The following is a 15,993-nucleotide window of genomic DNA, read 5'->3' on the forward strand; positions in this document are numbered from 1 at the left end:
GTGCAGAGGCGATCATAAAACGCCTGCCAGAAGGGCAGGCGTTTTGGCTACTTGTCTTAGTCGTCGGCACTCAGCGTTGCTTGATAAGCGTCGGCGTCTAACAAGCCTTCAAAGGCTTGGTCGGCAACGCGAACTTTCATAATCCAGCCGCCTTCATAAGGTGCTTCGTTCACCGTTTCAGGGGCATCTTCCAGTGCTTCGTTGACTTCGATCACTTCGCCATCCACTGGTGAGTAAAGGTCAGAGGCTGCTTTAACAGACTCAATGACACCAAACTCTTTACCCTTGTTAAGGGCTTGACCGATTTCAGGCAGTTCAACAAATACAACGTCACCGAGTGCTTCTTGAGCGTGATCAGTGATGCCGACAGTCACCGTACCATCTTGGTGATCAAGCACCCATTCATGGCTGGCAGCGTAACGAAGATTGGCAGGAAGGTTGCTCATAATGATTCCCTTATAAAATCAGTGGACAGAACGAAAGCATACTAGCGCTTGTGGTTCGCCTTGGCGACTGTGGCCAGCTCGCAGTGAGCGTAAGTGGGTCTATGGTACCGTGTTTCTTATCGGAAACAAATTTCTTCATTGCCTCCAAAAGGCCAAAAAGAGCCGGTTTTTTTTCTCCAGTTGCAGCACGCCCGCAAGTTTCAAAAAGAGTAGCTTTCTCTGCCATCAAGCGACATTGGCATGGAAGCGCACTAAGAAAATGGTGTAAAACATAGCTATCATGCGTTTTTCCAGCGTGAATTAAGCGCTATGGTAGGAGCGCTTGGTGATTTCATCTGTTACTAGTCTTAGTAGATGAGCAACCTAACCTTCATAACAAATGCATCAATCAATTGGGTAAGGAGAGTCGTGTGGAAACGTTAACAAGCCTGTTGGGGGCCATTAATGGGGTAGTGTGGGGCCCGTTGATGCTGATCCTGCTGTTGGGAGTGGGTATCTACCTGCAGATTGGCTTGAAACTGATGCCGATACGCAAACTCGGCATGGGTTTCAAGCTCATGTGGCAGGGAAGAGATGCGAAGCCTTCCGATAAAACGTCTGCAAAAGCCAGCGATGATGGCGAAATCTCGCCTTTTAACGCGTTGATGACGGCGCTGTCGGCAACGATTGGTACCGGTAATATTGCTGGTGTGGCTACCGCCATTGCACTCGGTGGCCCGGGTGCTGTGTTCTGGATGTGGATCACCGCATTAGTCGGTATGGCAACTAAGTTTGCCGAGGCGGTTTTGGCCGTTCGCTACCGGGAAACGGATAGCACGGGCTACCACGTAGGTGGGCCGATGTTTTACATCAAAAACGGCTTAGGGAAAAAGTGGCTGTGGCTCGGGGGGCTGTTCTCGTTCTTTGGGGCGGTCGCCGCTTTCGGCATTGGCAATACTGTTCAGTCCAACTCTGTCGCAGACGCTATGGACGCCACCTTTGGCGTTCCCCACTGGTTGACCGGCGTGATCATTATGGTGCTTGCCGGTGCGGTCATTCTGGGCGGCATTAAGCGCATTGCTAAGGTAGCCGGGAAACTGGTGCCGGTGATGGGTATTGCTTATGTGATTGCGGGCCTGCTGGTGCTGATCGTCAACGCGGGCCAGATTGGTGAAGCCTTTGGACTGATTTTCTACTACGCCTTTAACCCCATCGCTGCCGCCGGTGGCTTTGCTGGCGCTGCGGTGATGGCGGCGATCCGTTTTGGCGTGGCGCGCGGTATTTTCTCCAACGAAGCGGGTCTGGGGAGTGCGCCGATTGCCCACGCCGCGGCGCAAACGAAAAACCCGGTTCGCCAAGGGTTAATTGCCATGCTGGGTACGTTCATTGATACCATCATCGTTTGTACGATCACAGCACTGGTCATTTTGACGTCCACGGTATGGATGGAAGGCGAAGCGGGGGCCTCGCTCACCGCGCTCTCCTTTGATGCGGCGCTGCCTGGGTTTGGTAATCAAATTGTCGCCATTGCGCTGGCCATTTTTGCCTTTACCACCATTCTGGGCTGGTCGTTCTACGGCGAGAAGTGCTGCCAGTTCCTGTTTGGTACGCGCTCTATTATGCTGTACCGGGTACTGTTCGTACTGGCTATCCCACTGGGTGCCATTGCGCAGCTTGGCTTCATTTGGCTAATGGCGGATACCTTCAATGCGATGATGGCGATTCCTAACCTTATTGCTTTGGCGCTGCTATCTCCGGTTGTCTTTAAGCTCACTCGGGATTATTTTGCAGGTAAGGACGTACTGCCGGGTGAAGCCCTGGATCATGATAAATAAGCCCTGCCCATGAGCAGGTAACGCACGATGTGATAGAGCCGGGAAGCCTAGTAAGGCTTCCCGTTTCTCTTTTTTGACAGAGGAAATGCCATGACTGATCTGAACCACACGCCACTTCATGCGCTCCATACGCGGCTTGGGGCCAAGATGGTGCCCTTTGCTGGCTATGACATGCCGGTGCAGTACCCGCTGGGTGTTAAAAAAGAGCACGAGCATACCCGGGAGCGGTGTGGCTTGTTCGATGTGTCGCATATGGGACAGATCTTGGTCTCCGGTGATCATGTTGCTCAAGCGCTGGAAGGCCTGATCCCAGCGGATTTGGTAGGTTTGCAAAAAGGTCAGCAGCGTTACGGCCTATTTACCAGCACTGATGGCGGAATTATTGATGATCTCATGGCTGTCAATGCGGGTGACCACTTCTACTTGGTGGTGAATGCTGCTTGCAAAGATCAGGACATTGCTCATTTGCGGGCCAATCTTGGCAATACCCACCAGATTGACGTGCTCGACCGTGGTTTGCTGGCGCTACAAGGGCCACAGGCACGAGATGTCATGCAGCGCCTTTGCCCAGCCGCCTGTGAGCTAACGTTTATGCAGCATGGTCGTTACACCCTCGCGGGGTGCGAGGTGTGGATCAGCCGCAGTGGTTATACCGGCGAAGACGGCTTTGAAATTTCTGTGGCGGCTGAAGAGTGCCAAGCGCTTGCCGAAACGCTGCTAGCTGAGCCTGAAGTAGAAGCGATTGGCTTAGGCGCGCGTGATTCACTGCGCTTAGAAGCGGGCTTGTGCCTATATGGGCATGATATGGATATGCAGACCACGCCTGTAGAAGCTAGCCTGATTTGGGCTATTGGCAAGCCTCGCCGCCATGGCGGCGAACGTTCTGCGGGCTTTCCCGGCGCCGATGTGATCCTGCATCAAGTAGATGCCAAAGATCACACACGCAAGCGTGTGGGGCTCGTGGGAGAAGGGCGTGCCCCGGTGCGTGAAGGAAGCCTACTGGTCGATGAGGCGGGCAACGAGATCGGTGTGGTCACTTCTGGCGGCTTTGGCCCAAGTGTCGGCAAGCCCGTCGCGATGGGGTACGTTGCCCGCGAATGGGAAGCGCCCGGCACCACCGTTTATGCGCTGGTGCGCGGTAAGCAGCTCCCCATGAGTGTCACCGCGATGCCGTTTGTGGCCCCAGGCTACTATCGCGGTTAAGCTGTCACCGTTCATCAATCGCTGTTCATCGATGGGTGATGAAAAAGCCCCTGCTACGGCAGGGGCTTTTATGTTGACAGGGGCTGTGACGTTCCTATCGCAGTACTTGCCGTGGGTCGATGGGCTTACCACCCTGGCGTAGATCAAACAGCAGATCATAGCGTTGCGTGGTGTTACTTTGACCGACATCGCAGAGATCATCCCCTGCGCTCACCTGATCCCCGATACGAACCAGTATCCGTTCACACAAGGCATAAACGGTCTGTAAATTATCGGCATGATGCACAATCACGACTTCTCCTAACTGTCGCATACTATCTGCAAAGCGTACTTCGCCAGGGGCGACAGCTTTTGCGCGCGCTCCTTCTTGAGTAGCGAGCAGCATCGGTTGCAGCGTTCCCCGGCTATCGGCACCAAAGCGACGCACGACGCGGTAATCTTCCAGAGGCCAGGGCCAGCGGCGTGCTGATGCTGGCAGACTTGCGCTGGGTGTAGGGGCCGGAGTGGGTGCGCTACGTGATCCGGTATTACTGGAAGCTGAGCCACTGCTGGAAGAGGCCGTCCTGGCGCTGCTGCTTAACGGTACGCTGATCACTTGACCGACACGCAAGGCGGTAGCCGACGTTCCCTGATTGGCGCTTTGAATACGACCAGTGGTGGTGCCGAAGTGCCTGGCAATACCGGAAAAGGTATCCCCAGGGCGAATTTGATAGCGATAAGGCCCGCCTGACGGCGCTCGCTCTTGTGTAGTCGGTATCAATAAGCGCTGCCCAACGGCTAAGCGCCGAGGGTCAACGCCTGGATTAAAGCGCTCCAGCCGCTCAAGCGGTACATTGGCCCGCGCAGCAAGCTGCCCCAGCGTATCCCCGCGTCTAACCTCTACCCAGTTGCCGCCCATAGCGCTGGCACTGCTCGCGGCGGGCACTCGTTGGCTAGATGTGGGTGCCGAGCTGGCGCAACCCGCTAGCACACTGGCCAATACGCAAATGGTTAACCAATGGCTTAATCGTGGTCGCTGAGGCTGTCTAGCAAGGCGTCTTTTTCCTGCCAGAGAGAATTGATCCATGCGTGGAAGCGTTCCTTGTGCTGCGGTTCTTCATGGTAGTTAGCAGTTTGCATCCATTCAGGAATAGCTAGCTGCCGGGCTTCAAGCGTAATGGGGGCTTCTTTACCGCATAAAAAACCCATAAATGTGGGTGAAGGGTTCGTGTAACTGATGGTGACATCTAGGATACCATCCAACTGGTCGCCAAGCAGGCTAAGTACTTGAGCGACGCCACCCGCTTTGGGACGAAGCAGGTGTTGAAAAGGACTTTGCTGGGCATCACGCTTGGCGACAGTAAAACGTGTCCCCTCGACAAAATTAAAAATAGCGATAGGTGCGTGGCGGGCTCTGCGACACATTCGTTCGGTAGCCTCACGGTCAACCGTAGCCAGCTTCGGGTTATTGGCGATCTGTTCTCGGCTAAAGCGACGCATGAACGGAAACTCAAGAGCCCAAAAAGCTAAGCCAACAATCGGAATCCAAATGAGCTGATGTTTGAGGAAAAAACGTGGCATGGGAATGCGGCGATGCAGCGCCATAAAAAGAATAAAAATATCGGTCCAGCTGCGATGATTGGAGATCACCAGCCACCACTGCTCAGGGCTGAGCGTATCCGGAACGTTGATGGAGACGTTGGGCTTTAACCAGTGACGCATCCACCACAAATTCACGCCAATCCACTTCAATGAGACGGCACATAGCCCTTTGAGCAACCACTCTTTTTGCCGTCGTCCAGGAACGATGACTTTGAGTAGCGTCAAAATAATCAGGGGGACACCCCAAAACAGTGTGTTTAACGTCAGCAGCAAAATGCTAACGCCCCCTTTAATAATAGGCATACCACAATCCCTCACAGCAATTCGTCTGCGTGCTAATGACGTCTGAAACACGCGCTTAATGATAAATGCTAATAGATCAGCGCCACGCTGCCCAGCATAACTGTATCAATGCGTTATCTTTCAATGACAAGAGTGGGAGCTCTGACACTCTCAAGCAGTACGCTGCGCAGCGCGTGAGCGGCAACTGACAGCTCTTCATGGGTGAGCATGCCCACTCGGCAAGCAATGCTTGGCTCGACCAGTGGCACACAGCGCGCGCCAAGTTCATGCATTTGCTGAATACACATTGAAGGTACGGCACTAACGCCCAGGCCCTCGGCAACCATGCGCCCAACGGTGGAGAGTTGGTGGCTTTCAAAGGCAACTGGGAGGTCAATGTGACGTTTGCCCAGTTCCTGTTCCAGCAGTCGCCGCACCATGGAGGGCCGTTGTAAGGTAATAAAATCGTTCTCCAACAGTTGTTGCCAGGGCACTGTATTGTGATGAGCCAAAGCAGAGTTGCGTGGCACCACCGCAACAAATCGGTCTTCAAACAAAGGAGTAAAGCTCAAGCTACCCGTACCCTCTGGCGAGAAGGCAATGCCGATCTCTACCTGGCGGGAGCGCACCATATCAGTGACCTCTTCATTGATCACATCGTGCACAGTGACATTGATTTTAGGGTACTGCTGACGAAATTTTACCAGTGCGCTTGGCAGTAAATTACAAGCAAAAGAGGGCATGGCCGCCACACTCAGTCGCCCTAGCTGCAGTGTAAATCGCTGACGTAGGCGCTCCTCGGTATTATCCCATTGGGCGAGCAGGTGCTTAGCGAGCGGTAGTAGCGACTCTCCTTCAGGTGTTAGACGCACGCTCCGAGTACTGCGAATAAGTAATTTTCCCCCTAGCGAATCCTCTAACCCTTTGATAGCAAGGCTTAAAGCGGGTTGGGAAAGGTGCAGGCGTTCACAGGCTTGGGTGAAGCTAAGCGTTTGTGCAACGGCCAAAAAAGCACGAAGCTGCTTGACGGTCATGGTGTCTCTTTATAAGTTATTAAAATAAATTGATAAGAAAAACAAACTTAACAAATATATCATCTAGGACAACACTGGCAATACGGTTCTCATCGTCTTTGTACAGCAATGACGCGATACGCCAGCAAACGTTGCTGACACTACTCTCGATAAATGTACCCAACACCGATACGTACTCAACAACAATGTGAGGCATAACAATGGCAGGATTCGATAAGCGTGTGGCTTCTTATGAAGAAGCAATGGAAGGCATCGAAAGCGGTATGACCGTGATCGCGGGCGGCTTCGGTCTGTGTGGTATTCCCGAAAACCTGATCGCAGAAATTAAGCGCCGTGGTGTGAAGGATCTCACCGTTGTCTCTAATAACTGTGGTGTTGATGGCTTTGGCCTGGGCGTGCTGCTGGAAGACCACCAAATTAGTAAAATTATCGCCTCCTATGTTGGCGAAAACGCTATGTTTGAGCAGCAGATGCTGAACAACGAAATTGATGTAGTGCTCACGCCCCAAGGCACGCTAGCTGAAAAAATGCGAGCGGGTGGTGCTGGTATCCCTGCGTTTTATACCGCGACAGGTTATGGCACTCCTATTGGTGATGGCAAAGAAGTGCGTGTTTTCGATGGTCGTCACTACATCCTGGAAGAAGCCATTAAAGGCGATTTTGCGATTGTGAAGGGCTGGAAAGCCGACCGCTATGGCAACGTGATGTACCGCCACACCGCGCAAAACTTTAATCCCATGGCTGCTACAGCGGGGAAAATAACGGTGGTAGAAGTAGAGGAGATTGTTGAACCCGGTGAGCTGGAGCCAAGCCAGATTCATACCCCGGGTATTTACGTGGATCGCATTATTCAAGGCACGTTCGAGAAGCGTATCGAAAAGCGCACTGTGCGCAGCTAAGCGCAACAACGCCAACAATCAACTAACCGTTACAACAAGAGGTGGCACCATGGCTTTAACTCGTGAACAGATGGCGCAGCGCGTTGCCCGCGAATTGCAAGATGGTTTTTATGTCAATTTGGGCATTGGTATTCCCACTCTGGTAGCCAACTACATCCCAGACGGCATGGATGTCATGCTGCAGTCGGAAAACGGCCTGCTAGGCATGGGGCGCTTCCCCACTGAGGAGGAAGTGGACGCCGATATGATTAACGCCGGTAAACAGACGGTGACGGCTCGTCCTGGCGCTGCCATTTTCTCCTCGGCGGAGTCGTTCGCTATGATTCGTGGCGGGCACGTAGACTTAACGGTATTGGGTGCTTTTGAGGTGGATCAGGAGGGAAATATTGCCTCTTGGATGATTCCTGGCAAGCTCATCAAAGGAATGGGCGGCGCAATGGATCTGGTGGCAGGTGCAGAGAATATTATTTGCACCATGACTCACGCATCAAAGCACGGTGAGTCTAAGCTGCTTGAAAAATGCAACTTGCCGCTGACCGGTGCTGGGTGCATTAGTCGAGTGCTCACTGACTTGGCCTATCTAGAAATTAAAGACGGTGCTTTTATTCTCAAAGAGCGTGCCCCGGGCGTTAGCGTCGAGGAGATCGTTGAGAAGACGGCAGGCAAACTGATCGTTCCTGATCACGTGCCTGAAATGACTTTCGACGAATAACGCACACCGCCCGTCGCGCTAGGCGTGAGTCATAGGCTCACGCCATTTCGCACCGTGTGTGAAAGGGCAGCAAAATTTCAGCGACACGTTCATGGTCATCGCTTAGCTGTTTTTGGGTGAGCGCTAATCCCCCTAAACATAAGCGGTGTTCATCGCCATCGCTAAACACCACTTTTCGTGGAGTGGCTGGATAAAAACGGTGTTCCAGGAGAGTGGATACTGAAAATACGCCGTTTTGAGGCCCGCTCAGCGGTGGCATGCCAGCGCTCTCCAGTTGTTCGCTAATCGCGTCGATGGACTCACTGAAGCGTTCACAGTCAAAGCCTGCATGATGTAGACGCGGTCCCATCACCGAGAGCCAAGCGGCGAGTGGGTGGGCGTTCTGAAGCTGCTGATAAAGCGCCCAAGAAGGCATCGGCCATGGCCTTCCCCGGCACAGCAGGTTGTGCCCTTTGCAATCGGCCGGGTGGCTTTGGTGGACCAGCGACGTGAGTGCCTCGCGAGGTGTCTTCGAAAGGGTGCCCATTTGCAGTTCCGCCAAGACCAGCCAGCTGCTGTCGTCATTAGGGGCCATCAAGTGGATAAGCAGTCCCTTATCGGCCATCGCATAGTGTCCCACGGACCGATAACCCATGCGCGCCAGCGGAGCGCTTAATGCAGTAATGGAAAACGGCCCATAGTTCAGGGTCACCAGCGTTAAATATTCAGCGGTGGTGCTCAGCGGCCATAGTCTTAAGCTGCCAATATCAGGATGGGTGTGGATATAGTCCAGCCACAGCTGTTGTACAAACTCCTCGCGCTGCATGGGGGTTCCTCGCCGCCTATAGACGTCCGTGAGTAAACGGGTAGTTGAATGGTCAGTATAGGCAAGCAAGGGGTTCGGGGGTTCAACGGGGTTTAACGGCGATTTTAACGGCAGCTAAGAAGCCAGAAGTTGCTTATCGCGGACAAACTGATCGAATTCAGTGAATCCGCCGATATGCTGCTGATCGACAAAAATTTGTGGGACGGTATGAATCGGCTTGCCAGCCGTTTTCGCGATATCCTCTTTGGTCACGCCTTCTGATGGCATATCCACATAGCGGTATCCTTCAATTTTGCCACTACCTTCTAAATGTTCGGCAAGATGCTTGGCACGTACACAGAAGGGGCACGACATGCGCCCAAAAATAACCACAAACATGGCAACTGCTCCTTTACGATACAGAGTTGAGTAAGTGTTTGAAGAAGAAATCAGCGCCCATTGTGGCGTAGGGCAACATGTTTCGCCAATAGCACCACGCTACGCGCCCTATAAAGCCGCATAATGAGTGATGGGAAAGGAGACACCATGCAAACCCTGGAATCACATGAGTATGGGTATTTAGCCGAGCTTGCCAAGTGCTATCGCGATGAGCACCTAGCGTTACTTAAGCGCCACGCTGGCTTTAACCCTCGGCTAGGGGTCGACGCACTGTGCTTTCAACATATAGCACCGCGTATCAGTGGTGCGAGCGTGATGGCTGGCGCGTTAATTACTCCTTGCGAATTATGGCTGGTCGCGCTGCCAGAGCAATCAACGTTGCAAGCGCCGCTCGCACCTGAATGTGTGTTAACACTGCCGTCCGGTCGTTACACGTTGCAACTGGAGCGTTTACCGACAGGCATCGAGTTTTATAAACGAAAAATTTTGGACGATTTAAGTGATCTTGAATCGCTTCAAGAGGCTGCTCGCCTGGCGCAGCGCATGATGGAACAGCTGATGGCGTCGCCTGCTGAGCCGCAAGGCTAGAGTAGGCAGAGACACTTAGTGACTCCTATACTCATGAACGCTTACCTATGTCTCTCTACATATACTGCGGTTTAATTAACAAAAGGAAGCCTGAATGTCATCTTCAAAACCTTCTACTCCTCGGGTGGCTGTGGTCACAGGTACCAGCAGCGGGATTGGTGCAGCCGTTGTTAAACACTTCTGCGAGCAGGGGCATCAAGTGCTGGCGGTCGATTTTAATCCTGCCGGAAAAGAGATTGCAGAAGCAGCTGGTGCGGCATTTTATCAGGCAGATTTAACCGATGCGGACGCCTGTCGCGGTGCGATTGCGGAGGCAGTCAAGCGGTTTGGCGGGGTCGATATTCTGGTGAACAATGCGGGCATTCAGCATGTGGCCTCGATTGAAACGTTCCCAGAAGAAAAGTGGCGGCAAATTATCGACCTGATGCTGACCGCCCCGTTCTTGCTGACTCAGGCGGCTTGGCCCTATATGCGTGAAAAAGGTTGGGGGCGCGTGGTGAACATTGCCTCGATTCATGCTCAGGTGGCATCGCCGGGTAAGGCGGCCTATGTCAGTGCCAAGCACGGTATGATTGGTTTAACCAAAACGGCAGCGCTGGAAGGCGGCGAGCAGGGTATTACGGCCAATGCGATTTGCCCTGCTTATGTCAAAACTCCGTTAGTCGATAACCAGATTGCTGATCAGGCCAAATTAAATAATATGGATGAGCAGGAAGTCATCGAAAAAATTATGCTGAAAAATGCGGCGGTCAAACGGCTAATCGAACCCTCAGAGGTTGCCGAGCTAGTGGCGTATCTGACCTCTGATGCGGCGGGTGCCGTTACCGGAGCCAGTTGGAATATCGATCTGGGTTGGACCGCCCACTAAAGAAGGCGGAGTTAGCGACGGACCGGGCGTTTTTGCAGTTTGCGCTGCAGTGTACGGCGGTGCATCCCCAACGCTCGGGCCGTGGCGGAAATATTGCCATCATGCTCTTGAAGCACCTTCTGGATATGTTCCCAGGTGATCCGGTTGATGGAAGGCGGGTTGTCTGCCAATTCAATGTTAGGGTCCGCGTCTGGGTGTTCGAAGGCTGCCATCACGTCGTCGGCATCTGCTGGTTTGCAAAGGTAGTTGATAGCCCCGAGTTTGATGGCTTCTACTGCTGTTGCAATGCTTGAGTAGCCGGTGAGTACGACGATGCGGCAGCCGGGAACTGTCGACAGAAGCTCTGGCAAAAGCTTTAGCCCTGAACTGTGCTCCAGCTTCAAATCCAGCGTGGCCATGGTGGGCATAAACTGCGCCGCAATGCTCAGTGCTTGGTCAGCGTCATGCGCCACCATAACGTCAAAGCCTCTCCGCGTTAGCGCTCGGCTTAGTACATGGCAAAACATTTCATCGTCATCGACGATCAGCAGACGTTGGTCTTGGTTCTGCATAGTACTTTGATTCTGCATAGTACCCTCGTTTTCTTAATAGCAGCCGTCTCACCCTAGTTTGGTGCCGAGCAGCGCGGCAGGGTGACCTCAGTCAGCGTTCCACCTTCTGGGTGGTTATAAAGGCTTACGCCACCGCCAAAGCGGTTAATCGTGGCGTGCGTAAGAAATAGGCCAATTCCCATACCTTTGCTTTTAGTAGATACAAAGGTGTCGCCTAGCTGGTCAGCAATCGACATCGCCACGCCAGGCCCATGGTCACGAATGTCTATCACTACGCTCTCATCTTGCCAATCTAGGCGAATGGCAATGTGTTCTGGATTGGCATCGGCGGCGTTGTTGAGCAAATTCGTTAACGCCTGGTCTAGGGTGGCATCAACGGCCAGCCAGGGACGACCACGTCGTTCCGCTACATCAAATTGGTGGCTAACGTCTGGTCGAATCACCAGCCAGCGCTGCACCACACCTGCCAACCATATTTCAGCGTCGAGTACTTCTGGCTCAGCCATGCGTCGCCGATCCGCATTAGTCACTAAGTGTTGCAAACGCGATTTACAGATATCAACCTGCTGTCGCAGTAGCGCAATGTCTTGTCCTAGCGGGCTCTCTTTCTCAGTATCTGCCTGCATCTCTTTTAACAGCACGGCCATGGTGGAAAGCGGCGTTCCTAGCTCATGAGCAGTGCCTGCTGCCTGGGTGGCCACGGCCAGCACTTGTTCATTGCGCAAAGCGGCTTCCCGGGTGCGTGAAAGCGCTTTATCGCGGCTGCGCAGTGCGTGCGCCATTTTATAAATGAAAAACGTTACGAGGCCTGCAGAGAGCCCGAAGTTTAGCCACATCCCTAGAATATGCAGACTTAGTGGGCCATCGCTACTGATATGCCCTAACTGTGGGATGGGGTGATAGTAGAACATTAGAAAGCTGTAACCCGCCATGGCGCAGGCAGCAATAATCCACGCGTGCCGCCAGGGGAGTGTGGCAGCGGCAATAGTGACGGGCACCAAGTAATAGGTAATAAACGGGTTGGTGGAGCCACCCGAAAAATAAAACAGCAGGGTAAGCCCTGCGATATCAGCCAGTAAATGAGATAGATACTCGCCATGGCTGACGGCTTTTGGTCTGCCCAGACGCCACCACGTCGCAATATTCAATACGCCCATGGCAATGACAACGCTCACCACGGCCGTCACTGGTAGGTTAAATGCCAATAGCTCAATGCCGACAATGATAGCGATTAAAAACCCCGTCCAGGTAATTCCCCGAACAATAGTCAGCCTAACTAGGTTGCGATTAGGCGTCGAAAGCGGCAAAGGTAGGGCAGTTGGCATGGGGGTAGCTTATTTGCTTGATGTTTTAACGCTATGGATAACGAATTTGATAAATAGCGTCATGACAAAGGTCATCCAGCCAGCAGATGCCAGTAGATTGAACAGTAGCATTTTAGGGGGTAGCCACGCCGTGCCTAGTAGCGCTTCCAGCATCAGATGAAAAAACATCGCCAGCAGTAGTGGGAGTGCTAGGGTGTGGATCCACATATCAGTACGACGTTTACGAATATGGTAACGGCGCAATAAATAGCGCATGGGCCGATGCGCCCAGCTAAACAGGACCAGTGTTGCCACCACAAACAGAGCGGCAAGCGTAGGCTCTGTGCTTCCATGGTGCATCGATATCGAAATCGACCATGCGAGTCCTAACCAGACTAACCCCTCGATGCTGGCGATAAAATCCGCATAGCGTCGTACGTTCTGCATAAACAACCGAGTCCTTGATCTTACAGCGTGGCGCCATGATACGACACTTGTGGGTAGCTGTGGGGTTAACGAGCAGATTTATCCTACCTCCGTATTGGGTATACTGGGGCCGCTCGCTGAACCCTTTCACCTAAGATCAATAGGATTTGCCGTGGACGCTATTACCCTTACCCGCCCAGACGACTGGCACCTGCATTTGCGTGACGACGAAGCGTTAAACGCTGTGGTGGGGCATACCGCTGCTCAGATGGGGCGTGCCATTATTATGCCTAATTTAAAGCCGCCGGTGACCACCACGGAGCAAGCAATAGCGTACCGCGAGCGCATTCTGGCGGCCCTGCCCGCAGGTAGCGCCTTTGAGCCCTTGATGGTCATCTATCTCACCGATACGACGCCGCCTGAGGAGATTGAGCGCGCCGTGGAAAGTGGGGTGGTCAAAGCCGTGAAGCTCTATCCGGCTGGAGCGACGACTAACTCAGCATCCGGTGTGACAGATATTGCCCACTGTGACGCCACCATCGCTATGATGGCCAAGCTAGGTATGCCGTTACTGGTGCATGGTGAGGTCACTGATCACGAGATTGATATTTTTGATCGGGAGGCGGTGTTTATTGAGCGTGTCATGAAGCCCCTGCTGGCGCGTCATCCCACCTTGAAGGTGGTGTTTGAGCACATTACCACGCAGCAGGCTGCTGAGTTTGTGGCCAGCGTCTCTGATAATGTGGCAGCGACCATTACCGCTCATCATCTGTTATTCAATCGCAATCAGATGCTGGCGGGTGGTATCCGGCCTCACTACTACTGCCTTCCTATTCTAAAGCGCGAGCAGCACCGGCAAGCGCTATTGAAAGCGGCGACCAGCGGTAGCCCGAAGTTCTTTTTAGGTACGGACAGTGCGCCTCACGCAAAAGGTGATAAAGAGTCCAGCTGTGGCTGTGCGGGTGCCTATACCGCTCCTGCGGCTATCGAGCTTTATGCGACGGCATTTGAAGAGATGCAGGCACTGGATAAGCTGGAAGCCTTCGCTAGTCTCAATGGCCCGCGCTTTTATGGTTTGTCGCCGAACGCCGATACCGTCACCCTCGAGCGTCGTCAGTGGGTGCTGCCAGAGAGCTACCCATACGCGTCGGGCCAGACCATTGTCCCCCTATTGGCAGGCGAAACGCTTGAGTGGGCAATGAAGGCATAACATGCCTAGGGCGTTATGAAAACGGAGCCTGATCGGCTCCGTTTTCGTGAGTGACGATGGCAGGTATGCCTTACTGGTTATCACCTAGGGCGATAAGCATCTGGTCCACCATGCGCGAGGAGTGGTCGGCGGCGATATCCAGAAATTGCTCGAAGGAAAGATGGTTGTCGCCGCTACCTGGAATATCGGAAAGCGCACGAATCACTACAAACGGGCAGCTGTAGAGATAACAGGTCTGCGCAATAGCGGCACCTTCCATCTCGACTGCTAGCATTGTTGGGAACTGAGCGCGAGTGGTGGCAACGCGCTCTGGGTCGGCCATAAAGGCGTCGCCGGTAGCAATCATTCCCTCGCGGACGTTGACCTCGCCCAAGGCGGAGATCGCGCCACGGGCAATCTCGCGTAGATGCAGATCCGCCTGATAGGCGGCAGGCATGCCGGGTACTTGACCCAGCTCATAGCCAAATACCACTGCATCGACATCGTGGTGCCGCACTTCATCGGAAATGATGACGTCGCCAATCGCTAAGTCAGTAGCAAAACCACCCGCTGAGCCCGTATTGATAATGGCATCTGGCTGGTGACGCTCTAATAAAATAGCCGTGCCCACCGCCGCGTTCACTTTGCCAATACCCGACTGCAGTATGATGACCTCAAGGCCGTGACGGGTGCCAGTGTGGAATACAAACCCTGCATGCTCGTAGCGCTCTGCGTTATCGAGCTGTCCTGCCAAGATATTCACTTCCTGCGCCATAGCGCCAATAATTCCGATCCGTTTCACTGTCGCATTCTCCGAAGGGGTCGTAGGGGTAGGGCGCTGAACGCTAGTGCTTATAACTGCTGGTCGTGACGTTCGGCGGCTTCAAGGGTGTTTTCCAGCAGCGTCGCGACGGTCATCGGGCCAACCCCGCCCGGCACAGGGGTAATGTAGCTTGCGCGTTCGGCAGCAGCGGTAAAGTCGACGTCGCCAATCAGCGAGCCGTCATCCTGCCGGTTGATGCCCACATCAATCACCACGGCACCTGGTTTAATCCACTCGCCTTTCACAATGCCTGGTTTACCAACGGCCACTACCACCAAGTCTGCCCGGCTGACGTGAGCGGCCAAATCCTGTGTAAAGCGGTGGCATACCGTTGTGGTGCAGCCTGCTAGCATGAGTTCAAGCGCCATCGGGCGGCCAACGATATTAGACGCGCCGACTATCGTGGCATCCATGCCGCGTACCGCAATGCCGCTTTGCACCAGCATGGTCATAATGCCTTTGGGGGTGCAGGGGCGTAGCGACGGAAGGCGCTGCGCTAGGCGGCCAAGGTTATAGGGGTGAAAGCCATCGACATCTTTATCTGGGCGAATGCGTTCTAAAATGGGGCGAGCATCCAGATGCGCGGGAAGCGGCAGTTGTACCAAAATGCCATCCACGGCGGTGTCATTGTTTAGTTGATCCACCAACGCCTCTAACGCTTCCTGGGTCGTGTCAGCGGGCAGCGCGTGTTGAAAAGAGAGAATGCCAGCCTGTTCGCATGCCCGGTGCTTATTGCTGACATATACATGAGATGCGGGGTCTTCGCCGACCACAACAACGGCTAGTCCGGGTGCACGATTGCCAGCCTGCTGGCGTGCGGTAATTTTTTCGGCAACGCGTTGACGGACATTAGCGGCGATGGCTTTACCATCGATGAGCTGGGCGGTCATGTAATGAGATCCCTATGAAGGTTGAAAAGCAAAGCAAACTGACAAGCACCGGTGTCATGACGGGCTTTCTAAAGGCGGCAATTTTCGCATGGTAGGGCGACAAGGCAAAGCGCCTATCGAATCAATCACTTTAAGTGTTGACTTTAAAATTAGAAATAGTAATATATGCCTCGCTTGAGACGAGATACGCAGCAGCGTCT

At 53.5% G+C, this 15,993-nt stretch carries 18 protein-coding genes; 7 read left to right on the plus strand and 11 right to left on the minus strand.

What is annotated here, in order from left to right; genetic code table 11:
- Positions 1-56 precede the first annotated feature (56 nt).
- Complete coding sequence (gene gcvH, locus IEW65_RS06450) at positions 57-446, minus strand: glycine cleavage system protein GcvH (protein WP_188638661.1); 390 nt, start codon at positions 444-446, stop codon at positions 57-59.
- Between the two features lie 410 nt (positions 447-856).
- Between gcvH and IEW65_RS06455 the strand changes: the two genes are divergently transcribed.
- Complete coding sequence (locus tag IEW65_RS06455) at positions 857-2,260, plus strand: alanine/glycine:cation symporter family protein (protein WP_188638662.1); 1,404 nt, start codon at positions 857-859, stop codon at positions 2,258-2,260.
- A gap of 90 nt (positions 2,261-2,350) precedes the next feature.
- On the plus strand, positions 2,351-3,463 hold the full coding sequence (gene gcvT / locus IEW65_RS06460; RefSeq protein ID WP_188638663.1) for a glycine cleavage system aminomethyltransferase GcvT: 1,113 nt from the start codon (positions 2,351-2,353) through the stop codon (positions 3,461-3,463).
- 94 nt (positions 3,464-3,557) lie between these two features.
- On the opposite strand, the gene IEW65_RS06465 is transcribed toward gcvT, so the two are convergent.
- The 3 genes from IEW65_RS06465 to IEW65_RS06475 all read right to left on the minus strand — a co-directional run bounded on the left by IEW65_RS06465 (position 3,558) and on the right by IEW65_RS06475 (position 6,360).
- Positions 3,558-4,361, minus strand: coding sequence for a LysM peptidoglycan-binding domain-containing protein (locus IEW65_RS06465; RefSeq protein WP_422822610.1), 804 nt, complete (start codon positions 4,359-4,361; stop codon positions 3,558-3,560).
- A gap of 104 nt (positions 4,362-4,465) precedes the next feature.
- Entirely contained in the window at positions 4,466-5,347 is an 882-nt protein-coding gene (locus IEW65_RS06470) for an acyltransferase (RefSeq protein ID WP_188638665.1), read from the minus strand.
- 113 nt (positions 5,348-5,460) lie between these two features.
- Complete coding sequence (locus tag IEW65_RS06475; RefSeq protein WP_188638666.1) at positions 5,461-6,360, minus strand: LysR family transcriptional regulator; 900 nt, start codon at positions 6,358-6,360, stop codon at positions 5,461-5,463.
- 200 nt (positions 6,361-6,560) lie between these two features.
- Between IEW65_RS06475 and IEW65_RS06480 the strand changes: the two genes are divergently transcribed.
- Positions 6,561-7,259, plus strand: coding sequence for a CoA transferase subunit A (locus tag IEW65_RS06480; protein ID WP_188638667.1), 699 nt, complete (start codon positions 6,561-6,563; stop codon positions 7,257-7,259).
- Positions 7,260-7,308: 49 nt separating this feature from the next.
- Positions 7,309-7,971 carry a CoA transferase subunit B gene (locus tag IEW65_RS06485; RefSeq protein ID WP_188638668.1) on the plus strand — a complete coding sequence of 221 codons (663 nt, stop codon included), beginning with the start codon at positions 7,309-7,311 and terminating at the stop codon, positions 7,969-7,971.
- 37 nt (positions 7,972-8,008) lie between these two features.
- On the opposite strand, the gene IEW65_RS06490 is transcribed toward IEW65_RS06485, so the two are convergent.
- Both IEW65_RS06490 and IEW65_RS06495 read right to left on the minus strand, forming a co-directional pair.
- The gene (locus IEW65_RS06490; protein ID WP_188638669.1) at positions 8,009-8,776 is read right to left on the minus strand and encodes a VOC family protein; all 768 of its coding nucleotides are present in this window, start codon (positions 8,774-8,776) and stop codon (positions 8,009-8,011) included.
- A 114-nt stretch (positions 8,777-8,890) separates the two neighbouring features.
- Positions 8,891-9,154, minus strand: coding sequence for a GrxA family glutaredoxin (locus IEW65_RS06495; protein ID WP_188638670.1), 264 nt, complete (start codon positions 9,152-9,154; stop codon positions 8,891-8,893).
- A gap of 147 nt (positions 9,155-9,301) precedes the next feature.
- Here IEW65_RS06495 and hybE point away from each other — a divergent pair, with 147 nt between their 5' ends.
- Positions 9,302-9,742, plus strand: a complete 441-nt coding sequence (hybE, locus tag IEW65_RS06500; RefSeq protein WP_188638671.1) for a [NiFe]-hydrogenase assembly chaperone HybE — start codon at positions 9,302-9,304, stop codon at positions 9,740-9,742.
- A 94-nt stretch (positions 9,743-9,836) separates the two neighbouring features.
- Positions 9,837-10,610: a 3-hydroxybutyrate dehydrogenase gene (locus IEW65_RS06505; protein WP_188638672.1), complete on the plus strand. Its 774-nt coding sequence runs from the start codon at positions 9,837-9,839 to the stop codon at positions 10,608-10,610.
- Positions 10,611-10,621: 11 nt separating this feature from the next.
- Here IEW65_RS06505 and IEW65_RS06510 read toward each other — a convergent pair whose 3' ends face one another.
- The 3 genes from IEW65_RS06510 to IEW65_RS06520 are packed head-to-tail and all read right to left on the minus strand — an operon-like array spanning position 10,622 to position 12,912.
- Entirely contained in the window at positions 10,622-11,161 is a 540-nt protein-coding gene (locus tag IEW65_RS06510) for a response regulator transcription factor (protein WP_188638887.1), read from the minus strand.
- Positions 11,162-11,214: 53 nt separating this feature from the next.
- The gene (locus IEW65_RS06515) at positions 11,215-12,486 is read right to left on the minus strand and encodes an ATP-binding protein (RefSeq protein ID WP_188638673.1); all 1,272 of its coding nucleotides are present in this window, start codon (positions 12,484-12,486) and stop codon (positions 11,215-11,217) included.
- 9 nt (positions 12,487-12,495) lie between these two features.
- The gene (locus tag IEW65_RS06520; RefSeq protein WP_188638674.1) at positions 12,496-12,912 is read right to left on the minus strand and encodes a hypothetical protein; all 417 of its coding nucleotides are present in this window, start codon (positions 12,910-12,912) and stop codon (positions 12,496-12,498) included.
- A gap of 151 nt (positions 12,913-13,063) precedes the next feature.
- Between IEW65_RS06520 and pyrC the strand changes: the two genes are divergently transcribed.
- Positions 13,064-14,101, plus strand: a complete 1,038-nt coding sequence (gene pyrC / locus IEW65_RS06525) for a dihydroorotase (protein WP_188638675.1) — start codon at positions 13,064-13,066, stop codon at positions 14,099-14,101.
- 70 nt (positions 14,102-14,171) lie between these two features.
- On the opposite strand, the gene mtnN is transcribed toward pyrC, so the two are convergent.
- Positions 14,172-14,882, minus strand: coding sequence for a 5'-methylthioadenosine/S-adenosylhomocysteine nucleosidase (mtnN, locus tag IEW65_RS06530; protein WP_188638676.1), 711 nt, complete (start codon positions 14,880-14,882; stop codon positions 14,172-14,174).
- Positions 14,883-14,932: 50 nt separating this feature from the next.
- Positions 14,933-15,793, minus strand: a complete 861-nt coding sequence (gene folD, locus IEW65_RS06535; RefSeq protein WP_188638677.1) for a bifunctional methylenetetrahydrofolate dehydrogenase/methenyltetrahydrofolate cyclohydrolase FolD — start codon at positions 15,791-15,793, stop codon at positions 14,933-14,935.
- Between the last annotated feature and the right edge of the window lie 200 nt (positions 15,794-15,993).

Source organism: Vreelandella lutescens, from assembly GCF_014640815.1.
In the GTDB taxonomy this organism is placed as follows: domain Bacteria; phylum Pseudomonadota; class Gammaproteobacteria; order Pseudomonadales; family Halomonadaceae; genus Vreelandella; species Vreelandella lutescens.